This is a genomic window from Nonomuraea thailandensis, from assembly GCF_024172165.1.
In the GTDB taxonomy this organism is placed as follows: Bacteria; Actinomycetota; Actinomycetes; order Streptosporangiales; family Streptosporangiaceae; genus Nonomuraea; species Nonomuraea thailandensis.
In genome coordinates, this window is sequence record NZ_JAMZEB010000001.1 from 714761 (window position 1) to 739201 (window position 24441).

Genomic DNA, 24441 nt, shown 5'->3' on the forward strand with positions numbered 1-24441 from the left:
CGTGACAGTTGCATGACGATACTGCGCCTGCTACGTTCCCGATAGTTTCATCACGCAACCTTGCTGGTGGGGCACCTTCAGCACGGCACCCGTTTCGGCTCAGCCCGTGCCCGACACTCCGATGACCAGGAGCAGACAGTGCTGCTTGAGAAGAAGTGCGCGATCAGCTACGGCGCCGCCGGAGTGGTGCGGACGTGGCCTTACCGATCACCGTCGTACCACCGAGCGGAGCCGAGGGCAATCGGTCCGTACCCCGCGGTGCCGCGCGGCCGACCAGCCGGCCTGGGTGCCTGGGCCGGAGGTGTCCTGCGAGGGCAGTGAGTCGTTGTGCCACGTCTGCCTCCATGCCTTGAACACGTCCGTTCAAAAGGAGAAACGGTGACTCATGCAGAACGGATGACGTCCAAGCAGGCCTGGGTGCTGGGGCTCTCATCGCTGGCGTCGTTCATGATGGCCCTGGACAGCTTGGTGGTCACCACCGCGCTGAGCACGATCCGGCGGGATTTGTCGGCATCGATCGAATCCCTTGAGTGGATCGTCACCGCCTACAACCTGACGTTCGCGGTGCTGCTGCTGACCGGAGCGGCACTGGGCGACCGATTCGGCCGCCGCCGGATGTTCGTGACCGGGCTAGCGGTGTTCACCATCGCGTCGGTGGCCTGCGCGCTGTCTCCGACCATCGGTGCCCTGATCGCGGCGCGTGCGCTGCAGGGGCTGGGAGCCTCGATGGTGCTGCCGTTGTCGCTCACCCTGATCAGCGCGATCTTCCCGCCTCGGCAGCGGGGCAAGGCGATGGGGCTGTACCTGGGGTTCACCGGCCTGGCGACGTTCAGCGGGCCGTTCATCGGCGGCGTCATCGCCGAGGGCCTGGCCTGGCAGTGGATCTTCTGGCTGAACCTGCCCGTCGGCCTGATCGCGATCCTGCTCACGACGCGCCGCGTCGAGGAGAGCGTCGGCCCGAACAACCGGCTCGACCTGGGCGGCGTCGGGCTCGTGACCTTTGGCGCGTTCGGCATCGTCTGGGCTCTGGTCCGCGGGAACGCGGCGGGCTGGGGCAGCGTGGAAGTGCTCAGCGCCCTGGTGCTCGGTATCGCGCTGATGATCGCCTTCGTGATCTGGGAACGCCGCACGAAGACGCCGATGCTGCCGATGCGCTTCTTCAGGCTGAGGGCGTTCGCCACGGGTAATCCGGCGAACTTCGCCGTGTTCGCCTCGCTGAACGGGACCATGTTCTTCCTCGCTCAGTACTTTCAGACCGTTCACGGTGAAGGGCCGTTCGGCGCGGGCCTGCGACTGATGCCGTGGACCGCGACGCTGCTGGTGTGCGCGCCGATCGCCGGCCGGTTGGCCGACAGGGTCGGCGAGCGGCAGTTCGTGGCGGGCGGGCTGCTGCTGCAGACCGTCGGGATGGGCTGGATCACTCTGGCCGCCGATGCCGACGCGGCCTATCTCGAACTGCTCCCCGCACTGATCATCGGCGGCGCCGGACTCACCATGGCCATGCCCGCGGCGCAGAAGGCGGTGGTCGGTGCGGTTCAACCACAGGAGATCGGCCAAGCCTCCGGCGCGTTCATGATGCTGCGGATGTTCGGCGCCGTGTTCGGCACCTCTGTGACGGTCGCGGTCTTCGCGAGCGTCGGAGGCTACGCGTCGGCCGCACAGTTCAGCACGGGGTTCACGGCGGCCATGGGCGCGGTTACCGCCATCGCCTTCGCCGGCATGCTGATCGCGGTCGGCATTCCGGGCAGGCGACCGGCCGTCGCCCCCGCGACGAGCGGCATGCCACAAGGTGAGGGTGTTGCCTAGCGCGGCAGCCGCCATGAGCGAGGCTCTGGCGAAGCGGTGTTCCGCTCGAGCCGCTGCCGGGTTCGCGTCTTGGGTCAGGTCGGCGGTACGCGCACGGCCTCGGTCGGCTTTCCGCGTTGTGTGTGGCACCAAGGCATCAGACCGGCTCGTGGGCCCTTCGGAGTCCACCTTGCCTGCCCTCCACAGCGGCGCTCACGGCCTCCTTCGCGAGGGCGACGGCTGCTTCGCCCGCCCCTTCCTCCCGCAGTATGGGACCGCTCGCATCCAGGCCGTCGATGAGCAGCATGAGCTTGTCGGCTAGCGTTCGCGGCTCCCGCGCTCCCGCTCGCTCGGCGAGCTCGCGCAAGAGGGCCCGCCTGGCGAGGTGGTAGTCCACGATGACCCGGCGCGCCGGATGATCAGCGTCGGGGAAGCTGGGCAGGCTGTTGCGAAGAGGGCAGCCACGGAATCCGGGGGTGGCGGCCCGCTCGGCCACCGCGCCGACGATGGCGATGAGCTGTCCCACCGGATCTTCACGCAAGGGCCAGGTCGCCTCCTTGATCAAGTCGGCCCCTTCCTGCCGGCAGCGGTCCAGGTAGGCGACCACCAGATCATCCTTGCTGCCGAACTCGCGATAGAGCACGTTCTTGCCGCAGCCGCACTCATCGATGATCTGTTGCAGCCCCACCCCGTCCGGGCCGTGCTCCTGGAATAGGCGGGACGCGACGTTCAAGATGCGGTCGCGGGTCCTCGGATCGGGCTTTCGTGCCATCTTTCCCTCCCCTGCAAGCATAGCGGACCGGTAGGTCCGGAATCTCCGGGCGGCGGCCTTGACATCCGGCAGTCGGCCTCCAATGATAGGGACCAGTCAGTCCGGGACTGATTGGTCCACTTCTATGGGGAGCAGTCTTCTTGTGACAGTCCGCCCCCACCATCAGCCGATGGCACGGGGAGAAGCTGATGAGGCGCACCCTGCGACAGGTGATCCGCGGACCAGGCGTGTCGCCGCAGGCATCTCTCAACGGTTACCCTGCCGCCCTCGCCGCGCTGCTCATGGCACCGGGGAACCGCACGCAATCGCGGCGTTGGAGATCTCGGCAGTGTCGCCGGCCCAGCCGGCGCATCGACCGGACCTTCCACGCAACACAACAGGAAAGAAGAACATGATTACCCAGCCAGCAGCACTGAGCCCAGGTAGAGCGCGCCTCATCTTGGCCACATTGTTCCTCGGCATGTTCGTCCTGGGCAGCGCCGAACTGCTCGTGGTCGGCGTGCTCGATCTGATCGCTGACGACCTTCAGGTCTCCATTCCCGCGGCCGGTACGCTGGTGACGGCCTACGCGGCGGGTCTGGCCCTCGGTGGTCCGATCCTGACCATGCTGACCATCAAGCTGAACAGGCGGGCTGTGCTGATCGGCGCGCTCCTCCTGTTCGCGCTGGCGAACCTGCTTCTGGTCCTGATCACCGATTACGGCCTGTTCCTCGCCGCGCGGGTCGTCGCCGGAGCTCTGCAGGGCGTGTTCATTGGTGCCGCGTTCTCGGCCGGGATCGCGGTCGTCCCGCCGGAGCGCATGGGCCGGGCGATGTCAGTGGTCATCTCCGGCGTCACGGTATCGGCCGCGCTGGGCTCGCCGCTGGGCACGCTGATCGGCCAGGCGCTGGGTTGGCGCGGCTCGTTCATCGCGGTCGTTGGGCTCACCGTGATCGCTCTGATCGCCACGCTGGTGCTGGTCCCTTCGGTCGCCAGCATCGACAGCGGCGCCGTCGGCCAGGCCAAGCACGCCTTCGCTCGTCGCGTCCTCGCCGTACTGGGCCTGACCTTCCTCGTGTACGCCTCGCTGTACGCCGCCCTGACCTACCTCGTGCCGTTCCTCCAGGACGTCACCGGCGTCTCCGGCGCGCTGATCAGCGCGTTCCTCCTGGCCTACGGCGCGGCCACGGCAGCGGGCTCGTTCAGCGGCGGCCGGTTCGCCGACACCAACGCCGCACGCACCCTGATCGTCGGGACCACCGGTGTCGCGGTCTCCCTGCTGGCGCTCTACCTCATCGGCGGGAGCGCGGTCCTCGTGGCGCTGGGACTGCTGGCCTTGGGCCTGTTCATCGGCGTCATGACGCCCTCGCTCCAGTACCGCGTGATGAGCCTGGCCGGACCCGGTGGCGCGCTGGCGCAGTCGCTGCCCGCCTCCGCGGTCAACGTGGGCATCGCGTTCGGCTCGGCCGCCGGTGGTGTGGCGATCGGCAGCTCCACCGCCTCATCCGCGGTGATCACCGGCTTGATCATCGCTGTGATCGTCATTCCGGTCGCCTGGGCCACGAGCTTCCTGAAGCCTCCGGCAGTCCAGGGCGCGGCGGAACGAGCGGCCACCGTGGAGCCCGCGTAACACGGTGGCCAGCCAGCTGCCGGGTGTGGCCGCCGCATGTGACGGAGCGGGAATCCGCTACACCGGGCAGGCCGCCGCCACCTCCGGCAGGTCCGTGCGCACCCCGGCGATCGTGGCCGCCTTCGCTCCCGCGGCAAGCAGCCCGGCCAGCCCCGCGCAGGGCCGTTCGCCGGCCTGGGGCAGTAACCCGGGCAGCACCCGTGCGATCACCGCCCACGTCACCTCGTGCGCGCCCGCCAGGGTGGCGTCGTCAAGCGCCGCGACCACCCGGTTGAGCTTGACGAAGTCGCCAGTGACCAGCGCGATGGCCGCCTCCCCCAGCTCCGCCACCGGCACCTCGCCGCGGGCGGCCAGCGTCAGCAGGGCGTCGGTGGCGGCCGCGCGCTCCGCGGCCCGCTCGTGGCCCATGCCGCAAGTCAGCGCGTACGCCATGCCGGTGCCGAGCGAGCCCTGGCCGTGCACCAGATCCCCCAGCGCCCGCACCTGGCCATCGCTGCTGTCCATCCAGGGCGGCAGGCAGCAGGCCAGGTGAGCGGCCACGACCTCCCGATTCGACGGCAGGACGGGCGGCCACTGGTCCAGCGTGTAAACGGTGTCGGGCCGCGGCTCCAGCAGCCCGCGGATCGGCTCCAGCACGGGCTCGGCCACGTGGGGCGTGGTGGGCAGGGTGATGGTGGCGCGCAGACTTCGCTCGACCCGGTATCCACTGCGGGTGTCGATGGAGACGGTCACCCGTGGGTCGGCCGGCCCGTCACCGCGCATCCAGGCCGAGCAGCCACGGCCCGCATCCGAAACAAGCCGCTCGGCGCGCCGCACTTCCCCGCTGGGCACCTCGCGCGGCAGCCGCAAGAGTGCTTGGGCGAGGTCGCAGGGCAGCGCCTGCACGCCGACGGCCTCCACGCGTTCGAGCCGGTCGAGCAGGACGCCTGGTTCGAGGTGGCCGGAGCCCGTCGTGGGGGTGGCCAGTAGGACGGGGTACCTGCCGCCGTTCTCGAACCGTCCGGCGATCTCGAGGGCACGACGGATGGCGAACCGGTCGAACGCATTCGGCGTCGCCGCCACGCGCCGAGCTGGGGCGGGTCGTCCGACAGAGTCCTGCCGTCCTGCGGGGACGCGAACGCCAGGAGGGCGTGCCGCAAGGTGCCGACGGTGCTTTCACGGGTCTGGTGCTCGTCGTGGCCGAAACATGCGGGTCGAACGGGTGCCACCATGGGTACAACGCCGCCCGCAACGCGGCGGGGTCTCGGTCGGACCCATTCGGCCAGCCCGGCCAGGAGGCGGGCGAACTCGTACAGGCCGGATGAGTAGCAGAACGCGGCCACGGCATGGGCGAGCTCTTCCGGCGAGCCGAAGGGCGGTGGCATCTGCCGTGGGTCACTCGGCGTGGACTGAACCCTCCGGATTTGATGGACAGCCTCCATCAAATCCGGACGGGTTCAAGCACACGTTGACCACCTCGATGCAGGCCAGGCCGATCTGCTCGGCTTGTCTGCGGCACCAGGCCGGAGTGCGCTGGTGGAAGGCGACCCGCTCGGGCGGGTAGTCGCCCAGATCGGTCTGCTTGCCCGACAGCTTGCGCGGATGCGTTTTGATCAGTGAACCGGTCCGGGTTTCGTGGAGGCTCTGGTGTGCCCGGGGTTGAGTGGAGGTGGATTTCTGGATTCTTGTGCCGCTTGATGAGAGGAAAGTGGCATGGGACGACGGGGCTACCCGCCGGAGTTCCGGCGCAAGGTACTGGACCTGCTCGAAGCAGGCCGCGCGGCCACCGAGCTGGCGCATGACCTGGACATCAGCACACAGACGATCTACACGTGGCGACGCCAAGACCGCATCGACCGCGGCCTGGAGCCGGGCCTGACCAGCGGCGAGAAAGCCGAGCTAGCGGCTGCCAAGCGGCGCATCGCCGAGCTGGAGACCGAACTGCAGGCCACCCGGCGCGCGATCGAGCTCGTCCGCGAGGCGGCGCCCCCAAAAGACGGTTCGCAGCCATCGCGGTGATGGCCGGCGAAGGCATCCCGGTCGAGATCGCCTGCCGCGTCCTGAACGTGTCGGTGTCCGGCTACTACGCCTGGCAGGACCGGCCGCCCTCGCCGCGGGCCATTCGGCACGCCTGGCTGACCGACCTGATCCAGCAGATCCACCAGGACTCACGCGGCACCTACGGCGCCCGCCGGGTGCACGCCGAACTGACCCTCGGCCACCAGGTCACGGTCAGCCACGGAGCAGTGGAGCTGCTCATGCGCCGGGCCGGGCTGGAAGGCCTCAGCGGCCGGCCCAAGTGGCGACGCGCCAAGCCCGACCAGATCGCCACCGACCTGGTCGACCGCGCCTTCACCCGGACCGGCCCCAATCAGCTGTGGATCACCGACATCACCGAACACCCGACCCGCGAGGGCAAGGTGTACTGCTGCGTGGTGCTGGACGCCTACTCCCGCCGGGTGGTCGGCTGGTCGATCGACTCCACCCAGACCGCCACCCTGGTGACCAGCGCGTTAGGCATGGCCATCGACAACCGCACGCCACCCGCAGGAACGATCATCCACTCCGACCAGGGTGTCCAATTCGGATCCTGGGCCTTCACCCAGCGGGCCAAGGACTCCGGCCTGCTGCCCTCGATGGGCAGCGTCGGCGACTGCTTCGACAACGCCATGATGGAGTCGTTCTGGTCCCGGATGCAGGTCGAACTCCTCGACCGTCAGCGCTGGAACACCCGCATCGAACTCGCCAACGCGATCTTCGCGTACCTGGAGATCTGGCACAACCGGCAACGACGACACAGCAGCCTGGGCATGCTCACCCCGATACAGTTCGAGAACACACCCACCGTGGCATGACAATCCAGGAACGCGACTCCACCGAACCCGGGGCACACCACTCGCCGCCGCAGAAGAACTGCACCATGGTCGCGGTGGAGCGGACATTGAGCTGACGGCCTAGATACCGCCATGGGATCGAGTAGAGCACCTTGTCCACGCGGGCATGGATGTCCGGGCCGACCTTGGCCCTGCTCCAGCGTGACAGCACGAACGGCGCCTGCGGCAGCGCCTGCAATTGCCCGGCCTCGACAGCGTTGAACACCACCAACGGTGCGGCATCGGCCAGCGGCCGGCACGCGCGAGTCCCGGCGACCTCCAGGCACCAGCGCACCGCCTGCTCGCGCATCTCCTCCAGACTGGCGAAGCTGCGGCCGCGCCAGAAGCTGTCACGGATATAGGGCATCGGCCGCTCGACGCTGGCCTTGTCGCGCGGTTTGCGGGAGCGGGCGGGGTCGACCAGCACGCCGTAATGCGCGGCCAGCTCGGCATGCGCGCAGTTGATCTTCGGATCATAAAGATCAGGACGATCCACGCCGGTCTTGAGGTTGTCCGGCACCAGCCTGGCCGGGCAGCCGCCGAAGAAGGCGAACGCGGCCACATGCGCACTGCTCCACGCTTGCTGATCCATCTTCAGCACGGGGTAAACGAACATGTGCCGGGAGGCGGGCAACACCATCACGAACGCCTGCACCGTGTGACGGCGACCGCTCCTCGGATCCGTCCAGCGGCCCAGCTGCCCGTAATCGATCTGCACCTCGGCGCCGGGTTCGACCTCGCGCAGACGCAGCACCCGCACCTGCGAAGCCCGCGCCTCCTCGGGCAGGTTCGCGTGCACATAACGGCGCATCGAGGCGATACTGACCGCCAGCCCTTCCTCATCGCGCAGCCGCTGATGGATCGTGGTGACTGTCACCCCGCCTTGAGCTGCCCGACGATGTAGTCGCGGTGTTGCTCGATGGTCGGCCACGTCACCTGCCGCAGCCGACCGTCGGCCACCTCGGGAAACCACTCCCGCACTCGCGCTGCCCACTCGGCCGAGCTGATCGCCGCGCCGCCCGGCACGATCCCGGCCTCCTCCGCCGCGGCCACGTACTTGCGCACCGTATTACGCGCCAATCCCAAGCTCGCCGCGATCTCGTTCTTCGACCGGCCGGCATGCCAGTGCACCAAGATCTCGGTGTTATGCAGAATTCTGCATAACACCGATTATGCGGCGGCGTAGGTTATGCGGCTCGGCTGACCCCACCGGCCAGAAGTTACTGGCCAGAGGGTATGTGGCCTGGTGAACACGCCGCATAATCTTGGTTTCTGGCTGAGGCTGCTGTCTTGCTCGTGGTTTTTTCGACCGAACGAGGAGACAGGGATGAATGACCCGTTACGGGTTCAGTTCAGCGGCCCGCTGGCCAGGCACGCGCCCGATTTCCGGGCCGAGCTGGTCGCCCGGGGATACACACCGGGTTCAGCGGCGCCTCTCCTGCAGGTGGCGGCTCAGTTGAGCCGCTGGATGCAGGCCAGGGATCTGAATGTGGCCGACCTGACAGCCGAGCGTGTCCGGGAGTTCTTCGCTCAGCGCCGGGCGAAAGGGCTGAAGTGTCACATTTCGCCAAGGGCGCTCGGCTGGCTCACTGAACGCTTGGCGGCCGAGGACCTGCTGCCCGTGCCGGATCCGACGCCAATGTCCTCGCGCGATGAACTGCTGGCCCGCTATCGCCGCTACCTGATGCAGGAGCGGGGGCTCGCGGAGGGAACGACGACCCGGTACCTGACCGTGGCACGCCGGTTCCTGGCCGCGAGTCCACCAGACGAACATGTCGGCGGCGTGAGCGCTGCTGCGGCGCTCGCCTTCGTCACGGCCGAGTGCGCGGGGAAGAGCACCGGGTGGGCCGGGTGCGTAACGGTGGCCGTCCGGTCTTTCCTGCGATTCTTGCACCTGGACGGGCTGATCGCCGGGCCGCTGGCGCAGGCCGTGCTGATGCCCGCGCAGTGGCGGTTGTCGGCCTTACCCAACGCCACCGAGCCGGAGGCAGTGGCCGCGCTGCTGGCAAGCTGCGATCCAGGAACGATCGCTGGGCGGCGAGGCTACGCCGTACTGGTTGTGTTGGCGCGCTTGGGTCTGCGGGCTGGAGAGGTCGCTGCGCTGCAACTGTCTGACGTCGGCTGGCGGGACGGAACGCTGCGCGTGCGCGGCAAGGGCTCACGTGTGGACGTGCTGCCGCTTCCGGCTGATGTCGGGCAGGCGATCGGGGACTACGTGCGCGGCGGGCGGCCCCGTCAGGCTGATGGCGCGCTGTTCCGCCGGATCGGCGCACCGCATGGTGAGCTGGAAGGCTGCGCGGTGACCAACATCGTCTACCGCGCCTGCGACCGCGCTGGGCTGCCCCGGGCGGGAGCGCATCGACTCCGTCACGCCACCGCGACCGCGATGCTCAACGGCGGTGCTTCGCTGCCGCAGATCGCCCAGGTGCTCCGGCACACGGACCTGTCGACGACCGCCATCTACGCCAAGGCCGACCGGCAGGCCCTTGGGATGCTGGCCCGGCCATGGCCCGGAGGTGCGGCATGACCGACTTCCAGGCGGCTGCCGAACAATACCTCGCGCTGCGTCGCGCGCTCGGCTTCAAACTCACCCAGTCCCAGCGCATGCTGAACAGCTTCACCCGCTACCTGCACGAGCAGGAGGCCGCGGTGATCACCACGCAGATCGCCTTGGAGTGGTCGGTCCTGCCCGCTCAGGCCAGCCGCTGGTGGTGGCGGCAGCGGCTGAGCGTGGTGCGCGGGTTCGCCCGCTACCTGCAGGCCTTCGACCCAGCTACCGAGATCCCGCCAACGGGTCTGATCTACTCGCCTGTCCCACGCGCGATCCCGTACGCGTTCAGCGAGTACGACGTCGCCGCGCTCATGACCGCGGCCGGCGCCTTGGACCCGCCGTTGCGCGCGGCCACTTATCGGACCTTGATCGGTCTGGTGGCGATCACCGGCATGCGTATCGGCGAGGCGATCGCCCTGGACGACGATGACGTCCGTCCCCACGACCGCCTGATCGTGGTCCGGGACACCAAGTTCGGCAAGTCCCGTCAACTGGTGATCCATCCGACGGCAGCAGCGGCGCTGGCCGACTACGCCCGGACCAGGCAACACCATCGCCCGCACCCTGTGACCAGCGCCTTCTTCGTCTCCACAGTGGGCACCCGGCTTCACTACCCGAACGTGTCGGCGCTGTTCCGGCGCTTGGCCGGTCAAGCAGGCCTGAGCCACCCGGACAACCGCTCGCCCCGGATGCACGACCTGAGGCACGGCTTCGCCATGACCACACTGGCTGGCTGGCACGCGGACGGCATCGACGCCGAACCGCTGCTGCCCGTGTTGTCCGCCTACCTCGGCCACGCGACACCCGCCGGCACCTACTGGTATCTGTCGGCCACTCCGGGATTGCTCGGGCAAGCTGCCCGACGGCTGGAAGCCTCCACGGAGGCGCGCTCATGACACTCATCGCCCCAACCCTGGAGGCCTTCTTCGTCGAGCGGCTGGTCGGGCAGCGCAAGGCCAGCCCGCACACGATCTCCTCCTACCGCGACAGCCTGAAGCTGCTGGTCGCCTTCGCATGTCAGCGCACCAGGACGCAGGCGTCCCGGCTGGACTTCGCTGACCTGGACGCACCACTGATCGGCGCGTTCCTGGAGCACCTCGAACACGAACGCAACGCCAGCACCCGGACCCGCAATACCCGGCTGGCCGCGATCCGATCGCTGTTTCGGTTCGCGGCCCTGCGCCATCCCGAGCACGCGGGCCTCATCCAACGGGTCCTCGCGATCCCGAGCAAACGCCATGACCGCACCGACGTCTGCTTCTTGACCAAGCAGGAGATCGAGGCACTGCTCGCCGCGCCAGACCGGTCAACTCGCACCGGACGCCGCGACCACGCTCTGCTGGTCCTGGCGGCGCAGACCGGACTGCGCGTCTCCGAGTTGACCTCGCTGCGCCGCCGGGCCCTGAAGCTGGAAGCCAGCCCTCATCTCATCTGCACCGGGAAAGGCCGCAAGGAACGCGCCTGTCCACTCACCCGCCAAACCGTCAAAGTGATGACGGCATGGCTTCGAGAGGTTCCCCCGGACGAGGACACGCCCCTGTTCCCAGGGCCGCGCGGCGGCGCGCTCAGCCGGGACGCGATCCGACGTCTGGTCACGCGGCATTGGCAGATCGCAGCCACCGATTGCCCGTCACTGCAGGACAAGCACGTCACCCCGCACACGCTCCGGCACTCCTGCGCCATGTCGCTGCTGCACGCAGGTGTCGACCTATCGACAATCGCCCTCTGGCTCGGCCACGAGCAGATCACAACCGTCCAGATCTACCTTCATGCCGACCTCGCCCTCAAGGAACAAGCCCTCGCCAAGACCAACAGCCCCCAGACCCGCCCCGGCCGCTACCACGCACCCGACACCCTGATCGCGTTCCTGGACAGCCTTTGATTATGCGGCGTGTTCACCAGGCCACATACCCTCTGGCCAGTAACTTCTGGCCGGTGGGGTCAGCCGAGCCGCATAACCTACGCCGCCGCATAATCGGTGATGTCCACCACGTCGAACGTCCTCCTCGCCATCAGCCCCCCGTCCCGTGACGAGGCAAGAATGCTGATCTTCCGATGACCGGGTCCATCTCGCCACGCACGTCCTGACCAGCCCAATTACGTGGTGGCGGAAGCCTCACAACTGATCAATTCCGTGATCGTCGACAGCCTTTGTGACCTCACCCTCCGTGGACCTGGATGGGCTCTGTCCGGCGTGGGCTCCTCCATCACGTCCACCGCCTCTCCGTCGTGGGAGGAAGAGCATGACCAGGATCTCCTGCCCGAACGGGTGTTGAGTCCAGCTCACCGGGCTCCCCTGCACCTACCTCTGGTACGGTCACCTGCTGGCCCGTCCGCCGCATCGGCGGCTCGAGGTGCTCTTTCGCGGTCAACGCCGGCAGCATGTTGAGCGCCTGGAACACGAAGTACACCCGCTCCGGTGTCTGGTGGCCCTCGCTACCGGTGTTCATCATCAGGCGTTCCTACGTCGCTCATGCGCCGTACGCACGAGCAGCGGCGTCGGGGCAGAACAGCACGCCAGGTGGCGGATGTCGCCGCCGCCCCTTGTCCTCTGTGCGCGGCGGGCTGCGTGTGCCGCATGCCGAATGGGTTCATGTGCCGGTCGTTCGCCACGTACCGGCTCGCTGCCGACGAGGAGCCGCGTGACCACGAGCAGCTCGGGCACCGCCACCACCTAGGGCACCACGCCGACCGTGCGCGGCTTGAAACGCGTGCGAGATGAGGGTTCGAACGTCTCGCCCATGAAGGACGAGGCGTTCGACCGCACCCGAGTTCTTTTCTGCCATGCCCCGAGAGGAGCTCCTTCATCATCGGCGGAACGAGCGGCGCCCGGCAAGGCGGATTCCTGCCAATGTCAATCGCTTTGCGGCATTTGGCTTGCTCCGACCCCGCATCCCAGCACCTCGGCGGCCGCCGAGCAGCGCCTGTTCGCCCAGCTCCGCGCTGGCCTCGGGGCTGGAGCGCGACCTACGCAGCGAGCGCCCCACACCAGGGACTGACCGCCGCCCGAGCCGGGCGCGCCCTCAGCCAGTCCATCCTCGCGGGATTCTCTTTTACGCCCCTTCCGGGCGGCCGAGGGCGCGGTGCTCGTGAACACCGCTGTCATCGGCGTACGCGGATCGAGAGGTTGCCGTAGGCCGTGCAGTACGGCCGGATCCGCAGCCCGTTCAGCTCCACGCCGGATAGACGGCGACCTCGGACGGCTCCGCGATGTCGTCGAGGGGAAAGCCGACGCGGATGGGCTCGCCTTCCGCGGTGCGCAGCCACAAATCCCAGATGTCCTCGCCCGTCGCCGCGAGGCGGCCGTGGTCGACGACCATGCGGAACCGTCCGTCACCCGATGTCAGCTGGGCTTCGGCGCTGCGTCCTGAGCGGGACTCGGCGAGTGCGGCGGTCACCGTGCTCGCGGCTCCCGCCTCCACGAGGCGGCCTGCCACGTGCGTATCGTCCGTACCGACGTCCATGTGATCGACCACGGCGTGCTGAGATCGTTGCCAGACGCGGATGGACAGGTTGTCCTTGTCCGTCGCGTAGGGAATCCACACGTTGAGGTTGTCCCCGCCGCCGACCAGGTTGCGGGTGTCGCACAGGCCGGCGGTCAAGCGTGTCAGAGTGCCGTCGCGCCCTTCCACGAACAGGTCCCAGCGCCCGCCGGCCAAGCAAGGCTGCCTGCGGCTGAGGACGAGCGGAGCGCTCGTCTGCGGCAGGTGCAGTGTCGTGCCGGGGTCGGCACGCAGGCGGCACATCAAGGCCACGGCGGGCGATTCCGGGTGGAGATTCACCTGGATGTCCCCGTGGGAGTCTACCAGGCAGTCCGCTTAGGGGCGCGGCGGGGGTGGTGGCTCGAGTGTTTCGTTGGAGGGCCGGCGGAATCGCGGGCGGCTGAGCCGGAAGGGTGTCCGGTGGGCCTTCAGTTCGGTGATGAGGCTCTCGTAGCGGGTGGCGGCGCGGTCTGGCTGGTAGGTGCGGGCGGTGTGCAGGGCGGCGCGACCCATCGTCCGACGTAACGTGCCGTCGTCGATCAGGCGGAGCAGGGCGTCGGCGATGGCTTGAGGGTCGCCGTTGGTGGCCAGGAGGCCGTCGCGGCCATGGGTGATGATCTCGCGCGGGCCGTGCAGGCAGTCGGTGGACACGATGGGGATACCGGCACGCATGGCTTCGACGATGGTCAGGCCGAAGGATTCGACGCTGGAGGTGACCCCGGCGATGGAGCCTTTGACCCATTCGGTTTCGATGGGAGAGACGGCCCCCATGAGGTGAACGCGCTCGTGCAGGCCGAGCTGGTCGATCTGAGTGCGCAGGGCCTGGCGCTGGGGGCCGCGGCCGTACAAGCGCAACCCCCAGTCCGGGCGCTGGGCGGCGACCTTGGCGAAGGCGTCGATGAGCAGGTCGTAGCGCTTGACGGGTATGAGGCGGCCTGCGGCGATGATGAGTTTGGAGGTTTCGTCAGCAGGGGGCAGCCGGGTAGCGGGCACGCTGTTGGGGATGGGTGGATGCGGGCGGCCAGGTGGCCGGTCTTGGACGGACTGCAGCGGAACTTGGAGGATCTTCCAGCTCCTCAGCTGGACGTTCGCGCGCTTGCCGGGGCCGCCAAGGCGGGCATGGGCGCGGTCGGCCCGCTTCTGGGAGCCGGGCTTGTTCTTGCCTTGTGCGGGGTGCGGACGATGCCGGTTTCCACAAGCCGGCGGATCGTCCGGCCGAGGGCCTATCGGAGGGCGAGGTCCATGCGACGCGTGTATGGCGCCAGGCCCAGCGGGCCGTGGCGGTGACGGTGCAGGAGCTTGGCGTACGATGGGAGCCGGTGCCTGGTGATGAGGTGCCCCTCCTGCACGCCACACTGACCGTGGCGCAGATGCGGACCCTTGCACCGGCCGAAAACGGTGAGGGCGATTTTCCTGGACAACCCGACGGCAGTTGAGGATGGTCTAGGCGATTCCACCGCTGTAGCGCGGGCCAACAAGGAAGCTTTCCAACCTGATCGCGCTGGTCAGCAGGGTCGGCGCGAGGATGGGTCGGCACGAGAAAAGGCTCTCGGTAAGACAGCAGTCGACCAAGATCCGATGCCTCTACCGGAGAGCCTCGTTGCTGTCCTATCCTGCCGCGATTCCGCCGGCCCAGCACACCCTGATCCGGCTGGCGGAACTGATCCGCGCCCAGCGTGCCGAGCGCGGCTGCCGGTGGCGGCGCCTGAACCCGTCCCGGCAAGCCCTGCTCGTGCTCGCCCACCACCACCGCCTGGCGCTACGTCCGCGAGACAGCCGAGCTGCTCGCCATGCTCGCCGACGACGTCCACGCTGCCGCCTTACGCGCCGGTCGGCTGGCCTACGCCATCCTGGACGGCACCCTGCTCCCGATCGACCGGCACGCCGACGAACGGCCGTACTACTCCGGCTCGGTCAACCGCGCACACGCTCGCGTCCGCGCCTGCGGCGAACGCGCCGTTGCCACCTTGAAGACCTGGAAGATCCTGGCCCGGGTGCGCTGCTGCCCGCACCGCGCCACCACGACCGTGCAGGCCATCCTCGTCCAGCAGCTCATCGAAGAAGGCGCTACTCAGGATGAAAGCGCTCAGTGGATCATGACCTGACGGCCTGTTGTTTCTCGACAGCGGAGGTCGGTCGCTGCCGACGTCAGGACGAGCGTCGTCAGGCCCGCCGGCGAAGACATCATGGTCGAAGTCGCGAAGGCTAAAGACGGACATCGAGTGCGTCGCATGCCGTGGCGGACTTGCAGCCCAATGGGCGATCTGCATCGCCGCCACCGGTGACCTCGCCTGGGTGCGACACGGCCTGAACGAGCTTGCACGTGCTCAGGGCCTCTTCGCCAAATTCACGCCCCCCTGCCTAAGTGGGCGTTTGATCCTGTCTGATCCCGGGTTTAGGTGCCGCGCCAGGTGGGGGTGTTCTCGCCGGTGAGTCGGCGGGCCATGAGATCGATCATGGCGATGTGGATCATGGCTTCGGAGCGGTCGGGGCGGGCTTCGTAGTCGCGCACCAGGCGGCGATGCAGCATCAGCCAGCCGAGCGTGCGTTCGGCCGGCCAGCGCCGCGGCAATGGGGTGAAGCCTCTGGTGGCGGGATCGCGGCGGACGATCTCGACGTCGATGCCGAGGGCCGCGCCGCCCTCGATGACGGTGGTGCGGTAGGCGCTGTCGGCCCAGGCCTTGGTGAGGGTGGGCCGGTCGGTGGCGGCTGTGACGAGCAGGGGCAGTCCGGCGGCGCTGTCGGAGAGGCTGGCGGCGGTGACCAGCACGGCCAGCAGGAGGCCCAGGGTGTCGGTGATGATGGTGCGCTTGCGGCCGGCGATCTTCTTGCCGGCATCGTAGCCCTGGCTGGTGGCGGGCACGTTGGTAGAGGTCTTGATGCTTTGGGCGTCGATCACGCAGGCGGTGGGCTCGGAGTCACGCCCGGCCGCGGTGCGGACGGATCGGCGGAGCAGGCTGGTGAGCTGGTCAGAAATGCCGTCTTTCTGCCAGTGCGCGAAGTAGGCGTAGGCGGTCTGCCAGGGCGGGTACTCGTGCGGCAGGTAGCGCCAGGGGATGCCGGTGCGGTTGACGTAGAGGATGGCGTTGCAGATGTCGCGCAGGTCATGCTCGGGCGGCCGGCCGATGTCTAGGGCGCCTGCGCGGCGTTCGGCTCGCCAGGCGGTCAAGACGGGCTCGACGAGCGCCCATCGGGCGTCGGACAGGTCGCTGGGATACGGTCGCGGTTCGGTCATGCCTTTGGGGTACTGCCGGAGTGACGCGGCTGGCCAGACGGCCATCCGGCCGTCGATCAAACCAGGGCGAGGTACCGCATGCGGGGATGAGACGGGAGCTTTCGGGGTCAGGCGGGCGCGGTGCGTCGGCCTGAACCGCCGATTGAGTACCGAACCGGGTCGAAGAGTGCGCCGATCCGGCGATCAACCTACGGAACAAAAGCCCTCATATGCCACCAGTCGGGCTTAAACGCCCACTAAGACCGTGACTCATTTGGGGATTGATCGTTAGTTCATTCGTGGATGCGTTCCTTCAACGGCTGGTGCCTGACGAGTTGTGGGAGTTGTTCCTGCGGGTGGTGCCGCCGGCGCCGACGCGGCCGCAGGGTGGCGGACGGCGGCGGGTCGACGATCGAGTGATCCTGGCGGCGATCGTGTACGTGGCGACCACGGGATGCGCCTGGCGGCAGTTGCCGCCGGTGTTCGGCGCGTCCTGGCAGACGGTGCATCGGCGCTTCACCGAGTGGAGCGCTGCGCGCGTGTGGGCCAAGCTGTACCGGGTCCTGCTGGACGAGCTCGGCGCGCGAGGAGAGCTGGACTGGTCGCGGTGCGCGATCGACTCCGTGAGCGTCCGGGCGATGAAAGGGGGGACCTGACAGGCCCGAATCGGCTCGATCGCGGCAAGAAAGGGTCGAAGATCCACCTCATCACCGAACGAACGGGTCTGCCCATCGCTGTCGCGATCAGCGCCGCCAACCTCCACGACAGTGTCGCGCTGGAACCGCTGGTGCGCAGCATCCCGCCCATTCGCTCCCGCCGCGGACCACGACGCCGCCGGCCGGGCAAGCTTCACGGGGACAAGGGCTACGACTATCCCCGCCTGCGGGCCTTCCTGCGCGGCCGGGGCATCGTCCCGCGTATCGCCCGTCGCGGGATCGAATCCAGCCAGCGGCTGGGACGCCACCGCTGGGTCGTGGAAAGGACGGTCTCGTGGCTGGCCGGCTGCCGCCGGTTACACCGGCGCTACGAACGCCGGGCCGACCACTTCGCATCCTTCGTCGCTATCGCTGCAGCCCTCATCTGCTACCGCCGACTCACCAATTGAGTCACTGTCTAAGTCGTAGGTCGCTGTTTGCGAGGTCGAGACATCCGTGTTTCCACCTCAGGGAACGACGGAACAGCCAAGTAGCGGACATGCAGGAAGGTATGTCGCGGGCCATGGCCGGCAGAATCCGGTGCCATCGGCGAGAAATCGTCAAGACCCGCGGTGCGCGGTCTTGGCGGCATAGTACCGCCGCGACTTCACCTGGCTTCCGCACATCGCCATGCTGCACCAGCGGCGGCTGCCGTTGCGGGTGGTGTCCAGGAACAGCCACCCGCACGAGGGGCACTCCCCCACCCGGTTGAGCGGACCTTCCAGCAATAGCCGCGCGGCAGAGGCGGCGACGGGCCAAAGGACGGCGCGTGCCGATCGCTCCCCCGGCCAGCGCGGGACGTGCCCGTCGCCCTCGCGGTGGAGGGAGGCCGACCGTAGCGCCGTCGCGTAGGTGCTCATCATCGCGGAGACGTCATCAGAGTCCGGATGCCGCTGCGCGGCGATGGCCGAGAACGTCCGGTACACGGACTCGCGCAGCTCGATCGCGTCGTTCAACGCGACACCGCCCACGTCGACGAAGGCGTCCGGCGGATGAATTCCGGCCACCTGCGCCCAGGTCAGCAACCCCTCCATCGTCGCCAACTGGTCGCGACCTCCGGGTCTCTTGCTGACGGTGTTGGCGAAGTCGAGACAGAGGCTGTTGCCGACCAGCTCCATTGCGCTCACACCTGCCAGTATCTCACCATCTAAGTCGCCTTGACAGGTTGAACGATGGTGCGCAGAATTCTCACCATCAAGTGCGTATACACTAGTGAGGCTAAAGGTGTACCGACGACCAGCGTTGCTCGACGCCCCTTCCAACCTGGGCCTGCGGCCGCCCGCGCCCGGCACCGTGCCTGGGTGCTACAAGCTGCCCGGAGCCCTGCGAGACCGCGGTCTGCAACGCCACCTGGCCGCCGAAGACGCCGGTTGCGTCACCCCGCCACGCTACGACCGAGGCCGATGGCAAAGTGGCGACGGAGTCTTCAACGCCGCCGCCATGGCCACGTACACCGTGAGCCTCGCCAACCGGATCGAGGCGCTGCTCGAGGACGATAGCTTCCCCATCGTCCTCGGCGGAGACTGCAGCATCCTGCTCGGATCCACGCTGGCGCTCTCCCGGCGCGGTCGCTATGGCCTGGTGTTCGTTGACGGCCACGACGACTTCCGACACCTGGGCAACTCCACCAACATCGGAGCTGCCGCCGGAGAGGACCTGGCCCTGGTCACCGGACGAGGCCAGGCGGATCTGACCGACCTCGAGGGCCGCCGCCCGTACCTGCGCGATTCCGACGTGGTCGTGGTGGGCGTCCGGGACGAGGAACAGAACCAGGACGAGCTCGACGACCTCGGCATCCCGGTGTGGAGCGTCAGCCGGATCCGGCAGGAGGGCGCAGCAGCGGCCGCTGGCGCCGCTCTCGCCCACCTGGAACAAGCCAAGCTGGACGGCTTCTGGGTACACCTTGACGTCGACGTCCTCGACCCCAGCGTGATGCCGGCCGTCGACTCACCCGATCCCGGCGGCCTGCAGCACGATGAGCTCATCGCACTGCTGTCCCCGCTGCTGGCGGCGCCAGGCTGCACCGGATTCCAGGTGACCATCTTCGACCCCGACCTCGACCCGGACGGCCGGCTCGCAGGGGAACTGACCAACACACTCGTCACCTCCATGCGCGGCTGAAACGAGGAGATCTTCCATTCTTGCCTGATCTGCCGACCTCGCCCACCACATCATCGACCGCCACGGCTGCGTGGCAACCCGCTGGGCGACCCCACGAGCGGCCGCTGTGGGTCCACGTGCCCTCCGGCTTCGACGACGTCGCCAGGCGCTATCCCACGATGTACCTCATTCAAGGCCTTACCGGCCACGTCCCGTGCTCCTGGGGATCGCCATGGTGCTGGCACTCGGAGGGCACCTTCGCCGCCACTGGGCTCGCCACGGCCGGCATGCGGCATGACCTGGACACCATCTCGGCGATCAGCGTACCCGCGCGGGTCAGGCGGCCGGTGGTGGCCGGGCACCGCGTACGTCGCCGGGCTCGTCGCCGGGCTCGTCGCCGGCATCGCGCTGTCGTGGCCGCTGGGATCCGACGTCTGGTACGGCGGGCTGATGGATGAGGTTCCCTTTCGATCCCGGGCCGACGACGATTGAGATTCCCTGGCTGTTCATCGTGGGGTTCGCGTGCGGGGTGCCGTTGCTGGCGGCGCTGGTGGCCGGGGTTCGCCAGGACGAGGGGATGGCTGCCCGCCGGCTGACTTAGGACGTGATCGCAGCCGTCCGGGGCTCCTTGATCGACGAGCACGTCGCGAATCGTGCGCCAGGCCGCTCCCCACCAGCTGTCAGGGAGCGGCCTGGCGAGGCTGTTCAACTCACGGGGGTGTCGACGATGCTCTTAATCTGCCGCGGGGTCAGAGCGGCGTTGTAGGTGCGCACGTCGTCCACGACGAGCCCGTAGTCGTACAGCAACGTCCCACTTATGGACAGTTGGGAGGAGCCGTAAAAGGACGCCCCCGGCTGGTTCCTGATGATGGGTTCACCGTTGATGTACAAGGTGAGGTACTTGCCGTCATACGTAGCGGCCATATGGTGCCACACGTGGGCCGGAAGGTTGGGACCGACGGCGGGAGAGTTGTGGAGCTTGTCCATGTAGGCCCTCGAGCTTCCCCACCAATCCCCCGCCGACAGGACAAGGCCGTTGTCCGAGCCACTGGCCCTGTGACTGAGGAAGCCGCCAAAGTCACGTACGGAGGAGTTCCGCTTGACCCAGGCGGCGATGGTCACCTCGCCGTCAGCGTTGAAAGACGGTGCCACCGCCCAGGTTCCGGGGGCGAGTCGCAGCCCCTTGCCGTGCTTGCCCTCGACCCAGGTGCCGTTGGTCAAGGTGCCGTCGTGCCGCTTCCCGGAGGAGTCACGCACTGTCGTGCCCGAGCCCTCCTCGAAGGCGAATGCGCCGTACAGGGACTCCCCAAGGTCCGCAGGCGCGGAGATGCGGACACTCTCCACGGGGGAGGGCTCACTGAGGTGGGATGCGGTGTCCACGGCCACCGCCCGGTAGTAGTAGTCATCGCCCTCGGAGAGGTAGTCCGCGTATTCCTGCCCGTCCGGCATCGTGGTGATCAGGGTCTCTTCCGTGGGCTCGAAGTCCCGCTCGGTGGAGCGGTGGATCTGGATGCCGGTGACGCCCCTTTCGTCGTGTGAACCTCCCGCCCGGACCTCGGCCCATCCCCTGAAGGGCGTCACGCTGATGGACGGCATGCCCGGCGGGCAGTCGGGCATAGTGATGAAGGCGGAGACCCGGTCAGTGGCGTGACGGGCCTGCAGGGAGTCCAGCGCCGCGACGCGGTAGAAGTACTCGCCCCGGTCGACACAGCCCTCGGTGTAGGTGAGGCCGGTCACCGTGGCGACCTTGGTCTCGTCCGATGGTGTGAAGTTGTCCCACACCGACCGGTGGATCTCGTACCCGGTCACGTCACCCTCTTCCGCGGGCGCCGTCCAGGTCAGCTGGGCCGTCTCCGAGCTGACGTCGGCCACGAGGTCACGAGGACTCAGCGGATCGGGCGCGACGGCCCGGCTCATGTCCCGCGCGATCTCCTCGGGCGACAGCGCGCGCCGGTAAAGCCGGATCTCGTCCACCGCGCCGTCCGGGCACGAGTCATCTCCGCCACCGATCATGAGCGGGCCGCCGCCGAAGTCGATGTCTCCGGCGGCAGGCATGGAGAAGGCCTCGGAGCCGTTGCCGTAGAGGCGGAGAGTCGTTCCGTCGTAGACCGCGGCGATATGGAACCACTCCGGAGGCAGGATCGTGCCGTAGTCCTGATTCCACACGACACCGCCGGCCCGCAGCTGGAAGCTGTCGCTGCCCAGGCGGAAGGACACATCGTCGCCCTCGATCTTCTTGGAGACGAACGTGCACGGCTGGTATTCCGCTCCCGGCTTGGCCCAGATCTCGAGCGTCATCGCCGAGGCGGTACGGAGCCCGGGCGCGTCGGGAACGATGACCGTACGGTCCGCGCCGTCCTCGCCGCGATCGAGGCCGAGTGCCCTGCCCAGTTTTCCGGCCACCCACTGCGGGTCCTGGACGGTGCCGTTGTGGCCATTTCCCGACACGTCGTGAACGGTGCCGCCCGTGCCTTCTTCAAGCGCGTATGCCGCCACCAGATCCGGGTCCAGTGTGTGCGCTGAAGCCGGCATGGCCGGAACCGCCAGGACTCCGGCCGCCAGGGTCACCGCCGTGACAATACGGCGTAATGCGTACATGTCTCCCCATTCCCGATCACCGCGGCAGCCGGATGCCGCCCGTTCGGATCGCGGATGGCGGACATGATCTTCGGTACGTCCAGTCAGCCGGTCCAGCGGCCGTAAGGCACGGCAGCGGAAGCGGTGGAGGCAAATGGCGGCCACGAACCCCGATGCTTCACCCCGCACGCCCCGAGATCCCCCTTAGCGCGCGAAGCAGTCGACTTGTTCGACAGGGACAGCATGGCGCAGCTCATGCCCGGGCGGTGAGCGGTAAGGCCGCCTCAATTCGCCAATTTACTGCCATCCTTCACAATGGCATGGATGCAATCGCGCTCTCCTGCCAAGATCGGCTTGCTCGCCCTCGGCGGGTGAGGCGTGCGGGGCGGCTCCTTCCCGGATCACCGTCTGTCCGATGGCTCGTGATCCTGTGTCGAGCTGGCCTGGTCCCGGGGTCGGCGATGAACAGGGGGAGTACGTTCGATGAGGCTCGCGACCTCGCACGATTACGCATGGCAGGACGTGTGGGAAGGGGTTTACACCCTCACGTTCGTGCGCGACCTCGGCGAGCGGGAAACGCTGCGCAGATTCGGGGTCGCCGACGCGAACATCCGCCGATACACCTGGGATGAGCGGGACGAGTACCACGAAGAGGTCGGCGAGTTCTCTGAGCTGGTCGTCGTGACGCGGGTGCGTGGCTGGACGCTGGCCTATGAGGCCCTCGGCTGGGAGGGGAAGCGGCCGGAAGTCCTTCGTGAATTGTCCCTGGGCGGCGAGGCGGTCGCCGTCATGCGGAATGATTACACCGCCTCCCATCACTTCGGCCATGCCGTGGATGGTGAGTGGCGTACCGCCTTCCACACTCGCCAACCCGGGAAGCGGTGGGGCGCCCGGCCCGACGCGCTGAACGGCCACCTGCGTGAACTCGGCCTGGAGCCGGAACCGGCCGGCCTGGCGTCGCCGTCCGTGCGCCCGTCGGTGGCTCCCGTGCTCGCACTGGCCAGCCGCGTCACCGGAGTGCTGTTCGAGCGGACCATGGTGGAAGGGGCCCCACTGCTCGGGGGAATCATCACCGGCCGGGTGCCGTACGAGTAGGTGCGATCCGCGAGCATAGGACATGGCCGACGCTCGGCGCTCACACGCCAGACCGCGTGCGGGCGACCGAGAACACCTGCCTCGGCCGCGATCACGTCGCGGCCGGCATACGCGAGAACCCGTCACAGCAAACTCGTGATCCCCGGAGAAACGGCTGCGCCAGGCGTGCTCAGCCGAACTGCCCGCGCCGCGTAACAGCCACGGCGGGCAGATCTCCGGCCCCTCGAGAGGGCGTGCTCCATGACAGGAGCACAGGAAAACTGGTATTGCAGGGAACGGTCCGCCCATCGGGCACTTGACCCCTTGATGCCCTCAGCGATCAATCGCCGACAAAGCGCAACTGAAGGACCGGCGTCGCTAAGCAAGCCATGCCAAGTCTCTGGAGTTCCCGCATTATCTGCTGTTCCGATTCCCCGCGAGAGACCCTGGCCAATTGAGGAAGCTCGACAAGAAGCGAACGAACCTGGGCTTCATCGAAGATGACATCTCCGTGTGGCTCGATCCGATCGATGGTGGGAGTGCGCCCAGAGTCGTGCACTCGGTCGAGCATCCGCGGCAAAATCTCGTCCCAGTCGATCACCTGATCAAGGACGGTGAACAACGGCCGCTCTTGGCACTTGCCCTTCGTCAAGGGCCGAGCAGAGGGTTCCTGGCGAAGCAACTCGACGTTGATTCCCACGGCCTTGAGCCTACTCAGGCATCGAAGGTTGTATCAAAGACATTTGGTCGACGAGGTTGCCACCCATAGGCCGTCCGCCGGTGAAGGGATGGCCGCCCGCGCCCGGCCGGTTCCTCCAGGTGCGCGAGCGTATCCGGGCCGCGCCACCCGCTGGCCGGCTGCACAATACAGCTGTGCGTAGGTAGTCGGCGAGTTTGAAGCTGTCGCCGGCGTCGGTCTTGGCCCGGGCGGCGCCCCAGCGGGGGCGGATCGCGTTGAAGGCGTTGGGGTGGATCGGCATGACCGGATGCCCTGCGGCCAGCAGCCGGTCGACGACCAGCCCGCGGGTGGTCTCGATCGCGACTGGCAGCTCCTCCGGGCTACCGTGGCGCCTCAGCCTGGCCAGCGCCGAGGTGAGGCTGTGTTCGGTGTGTTCCAGCGCCCACTGGTCGATTTTGGCCCCATCCGGCGCTAATACCGTGACGTCGTGACCGACATTGCCCCAGTCCCATCCCACAAACACCGGCGCTGCACCCCTTCCTACCGCAGGTCACAGACCATCTCGGTAGTGAGGGCTGCTCCCGGAACCTCGTTGGTCGGCCCTCGCTGGGGCATGTCCCTGACGCCGGTCTGCCGCCCCCGGCGGCGCTGGCGTCCAGGTACTGCTTCACCAACCACGCGTTGGCCAGGTGGAGATAGATCCGGGTGAACTCGATCGAGGGTGTCCAGCCTGGGCCTGCACCGCTTCCAGGGCCATCCCGGCCTCCCGCAGCCGGGTCAGGCAGGTATGGCGAAGGTGATGGCAGCTGAGCCGGGGCAGCCCGGTGCGCCTGCGGACGCCGTCGAGGATCTCATCCAACCCGTCGGCCGACAGCGGCCGGCCACGCGTCGGGCCGCGCAGCACGACGAACAGGTGGTCGTGGTCAACACACAGGCCGCTCCTGATCCAGGTAGTCACCAAACAGCGGTGAAGAACGTCGCGGAGATGGGGATCAGCCGCTGGTGCCCGCCCTTGCCCTCGCTGATGAACACCCGGCGCTCTCCCGGTTAC

20 protein-coding genes and 2 pseudogenes are annotated in these 24441 nt (G+C 68.0%); 10 read left to right on the plus strand and 12 right to left on the minus strand.

From position 1 onward, the window contains the following. Positions 1 to 396 precede the first annotated feature (396 nt). Positions 397 to 1806, plus strand: coding sequence for an MFS transporter (locus HD597_RS03440; RefSeq protein ID WP_253740217.1), 1410 nt, complete (start codon positions 397 to 399; stop codon positions 1804 to 1806). Between the two features lie 136 nt (positions 1807 to 1942). On the opposite strand, the gene HD597_RS03445 is transcribed toward HD597_RS03440, so the two are convergent. Continuing rightward, a complete protein-coding gene (locus HD597_RS03445) occupies positions 1943 to 2557 on the minus strand; it encodes a TetR/AcrR family transcriptional regulator (protein WP_253740218.1) in 615 nt (204 codons plus the stop codon). A 313-nt stretch (positions 2558 to 2870) separates the two neighbouring features. Between HD597_RS03445 and HD597_RS03450 the strand changes: the two genes are divergently transcribed. Then, the gene (locus HD597_RS03450) at positions 2871 to 4166 is read left to right on the plus strand and encodes an MFS transporter (RefSeq protein WP_253740219.1); all 1296 of its coding nucleotides are present in this window, start codon (positions 2871 to 2873) and stop codon (positions 4164 to 4166) included. A 57-nt stretch (positions 4167 to 4223) separates the two neighbouring features. Here HD597_RS03450 and HD597_RS03455 read toward each other — a convergent pair whose 3' ends face one another. Continuing rightward, positions 4224 to 5228 carry a hypothetical protein gene (locus tag HD597_RS03455; RefSeq protein ID WP_253740220.1) on the minus strand — a complete coding sequence of 335 codons (1005 nt, stop codon included), beginning with the start codon at positions 5226 to 5228 and terminating at the stop codon, positions 4224 to 4226. Positions 5229 to 5858: 630 nt separating this feature from the next. On the opposite strand from HD597_RS03455, the pseudogene HD597_RS03465 reads away from it, so the two are divergent. Continuing rightward, positions 5859 to 7000: pseudogene (locus HD597_RS03465) on the plus strand (IS3 family transposase). Here the strand turns inward: HD597_RS03465 and istA are convergent. Beyond that, positions 6960 to 7991, minus strand: a complete 1032-nt coding sequence (gene istA, locus HD597_RS03470; RefSeq protein ID WP_308210553.1) for an IS21 family transposase — start codon at positions 7989 to 7991, stop codon at positions 6960 to 6962. The pseudogene HD597_RS03465 and the gene istA overlap by 41 nt on opposite strands. Next, entirely contained in the window at positions 7892 to 8149 is a 258-nt protein-coding gene (locus tag HD597_RS03475) for a winged helix-turn-helix transcriptional regulator (protein ID WP_253740357.1), read from the minus strand. Before HD597_RS03475 ends, istA begins: the two co-directional genes overlap by 100 nt. Before the next feature lie 196 nt (positions 8150 to 8345). Between HD597_RS03475 and HD597_RS03480 the strand changes: the two genes are divergently transcribed. The 3 genes from HD597_RS03480 to HD597_RS03490 are packed head-to-tail and all read left to right on the plus strand — an operon-like array spanning position 8346 to position 11451. Continuing rightward, on the plus strand, positions 8346 to 9545 hold the full coding sequence (locus tag HD597_RS03480) for a tyrosine-type recombinase/integrase (protein WP_253740222.1): 1200 nt from the start codon (positions 8346 to 8348) through the stop codon (positions 9543 to 9545). Continuing rightward, positions 9542 to 10465, plus strand: coding sequence for a tyrosine-type recombinase/integrase (locus HD597_RS03485; RefSeq protein ID WP_253740223.1), 924 nt, complete (start codon positions 9542 to 9544; stop codon positions 10463 to 10465). The genes HD597_RS03480 and HD597_RS03485 overlap by 4 nt, the downstream gene beginning before the upstream one ends. After that, complete coding sequence (locus HD597_RS03490) at positions 10462 to 11451, plus strand: tyrosine-type recombinase/integrase (protein ID WP_253740224.1); 990 nt, start codon at positions 10462 to 10464, stop codon at positions 11449 to 11451. The genes HD597_RS03485 and HD597_RS03490 overlap by 4 nt, the downstream gene beginning before the upstream one ends. 1285 nt (positions 11452 to 12736) lie before the next feature. Here HD597_RS03490 and HD597_RS03495 read toward each other — a convergent pair. Together HD597_RS03495 and HD597_RS66610 are read right to left on the minus strand one after the other, a co-directional pair. Further along, positions 12737 to 13171 (minus strand): hypothetical protein, encoded by a 435-nt coding sequence (locus tag HD597_RS03495; RefSeq protein ID WP_253740225.1) that lies wholly within the window; start codon positions 13169 to 13171, stop codon positions 12737 to 12739. A 216-nt stretch (positions 13172 to 13387) separates the two neighbouring features. Beyond that, positions 13388 to 14437, minus strand: a complete 1050-nt coding sequence (locus HD597_RS66610; protein ID WP_372513332.1) for a glycosyltransferase — start codon at positions 14435 to 14437, stop codon at positions 13388 to 13390. Positions 14438 to 14651: 214 nt separating this feature from the next. On the opposite strand from HD597_RS66610, the pseudogene HD597_RS03510 reads away from it, so the two are divergent. After that, positions 14652 to 15156 (plus strand): annotated as a pseudogene (locus HD597_RS03510) (hypothetical protein). Between the two features lie 290 nt (positions 15157 to 15446). Here the strand turns inward: HD597_RS03510 and HD597_RS03515 are convergent. Then, positions 15447 to 16286, minus strand: a complete 840-nt coding sequence (locus HD597_RS03515) for an IS5 family transposase (RefSeq protein ID WP_253740333.1) — start codon at positions 16284 to 16286, stop codon at positions 15447 to 15449. A gap of 278 nt (positions 16287 to 16564) precedes the next feature. Between HD597_RS03515 and HD597_RS03520 the strand changes: the two genes are divergently transcribed. Beyond that, positions 16565 to 17370 (plus strand): IS5 family transposase gene (locus tag HD597_RS03520; RefSeq protein ID WP_372513333.1). Its coding sequence is split into 2 segments (ribosomal slippage): positions 16565 to 16910 and positions 16910 to 17370, totalling 807 coding nucleotides; the frame shifts between segments, so codons are not numbered across the junction. Between the two features lie 150 nt (positions 17371 to 17520). Here the strand turns inward: HD597_RS03520 and HD597_RS03525 are convergent. After that, the gene (locus tag HD597_RS03525) at positions 17521 to 18078 is read right to left on the minus strand and encodes a CGNR zinc finger domain-containing protein (RefSeq protein ID WP_253740228.1); all 558 of its coding nucleotides are present in this window, start codon (positions 18076 to 18078) and stop codon (positions 17521 to 17523) included. Between the two features lie 124 nt (positions 18079 to 18202). On the opposite strand from HD597_RS03525, the gene HD597_RS03530 reads away from it, so the two are divergent. Then, positions 18203 to 19081, plus strand: coding sequence for an arginase family protein (locus tag HD597_RS03530; protein ID WP_253740229.1), 879 nt, complete (start codon positions 18203 to 18205; stop codon positions 19079 to 19081). Between the two features lie 684 nt (positions 19082 to 19765). Here HD597_RS03530 and HD597_RS03535 read toward each other — a convergent pair. After that, positions 19766 to 21658, minus strand: a complete 1893-nt coding sequence (locus tag HD597_RS03535; protein ID WP_253740230.1) for a LamG-like jellyroll fold domain-containing protein — start codon at positions 21656 to 21658, stop codon at positions 19766 to 19768. Between the two features lie 462 nt (positions 21659 to 22120). Between HD597_RS03535 and HD597_RS03540 the strand changes: the two genes are divergently transcribed. Then, complete coding sequence (locus HD597_RS03540; RefSeq protein WP_253740231.1) at positions 22121 to 22732, plus strand: DUF6461 domain-containing protein; 612 nt, start codon at positions 22121 to 22123, stop codon at positions 22730 to 22732. Between the two features lie 319 nt (positions 22733 to 23051). Here HD597_RS03540 and HD597_RS03545 read toward each other — a convergent pair whose 3' ends face one another. From HD597_RS03545 to HD597_RS66615, 3 genes are all read right to left on the minus strand, one after another. Continuing rightward, the gene (locus HD597_RS03545) at positions 23052 to 23411 is read right to left on the minus strand and encodes a hypothetical protein (protein WP_253740232.1); all 360 of its coding nucleotides are present in this window, start codon (positions 23409 to 23411) and stop codon (positions 23052 to 23054) included. 10 nt (positions 23412 to 23421) lie between these two features. Further along, positions 23422 to 23913, minus strand: a complete 492-nt coding sequence (locus HD597_RS03550) for an IS110 family transposase (protein ID WP_253740233.1) — start codon at positions 23911 to 23913, stop codon at positions 23422 to 23424. A gap of 144 nt (positions 23914 to 24057) precedes the next feature. After that, the gene (locus HD597_RS66615; RefSeq protein ID WP_372513334.1) at positions 24058 to 24348 is read right to left on the minus strand and encodes a tyrosine-type recombinase/integrase; all 291 of its coding nucleotides are present in this window, start codon (positions 24346 to 24348) and stop codon (positions 24058 to 24060) included. Positions 24349 to 24441 lie beyond the last annotated feature (93 nt).

Bases quoted from the DNA above. Each gene is read 5' to 3' on its own strand.
- HD597_RS03440 (WP_253740217.1), top strand. From the start codon at position 397: ATGACGTCCAAGCAGGCCTGGGTGCTGGGGCTCTCATCGCTGGCGTCG.
- HD597_RS03445 (WP_253740218.1), bottom strand. From the start codon at position 2,557: ATGGCACGAAAGCCCGATCCGAGGACCCGCGACCGCATCTTGAACGTC.
- HD597_RS03490 (WP_253740224.1), top strand. From the start codon at position 10,462: ATGACACTCATCGCCCCAACCCTGGAGGCCTTCTTCGTCGAGCGGCTG.
- HD597_RS03535 (WP_253740230.1), bottom strand. From the start codon at position 21,658: ATGTACGCATTACGCCGTATTGTCACGGCGGTGACCCTGGCGGCCGGA.
- HD597_RS03480 (WP_253740222.1), top strand. From the start codon at position 8,346: ATGAATGACCCGTTACGGGTTCAGTTCAGCGGCCCGCTGGCCAGGCAC.
- HD597_RS03515 (WP_253740333.1), bottom strand. From the start codon at position 16,286: ATGACCGAACCGCGACCGTATCCCAGCGACCTGTCCGACGCCCGATGG.
- HD597_RS03540 (WP_253740231.1), top strand. From the start codon at position 22,121: ATGAGGCTCGCGACCTCGCACGATTACGCATGGCAGGACGTGTGGGAA.
- HD597_RS03485 (WP_253740223.1), top strand. From the start codon at position 9,542: ATGACCGACTTCCAGGCGGCTGCCGAACAATACCTCGCGCTGCGTCGC.
- HD597_RS03525 (WP_253740228.1), bottom strand. From the start codon at position 18,078: ATGGAGCTGGTCGGCAACAGCCTCTGTCTCGACTTCGCCAACACCGTC.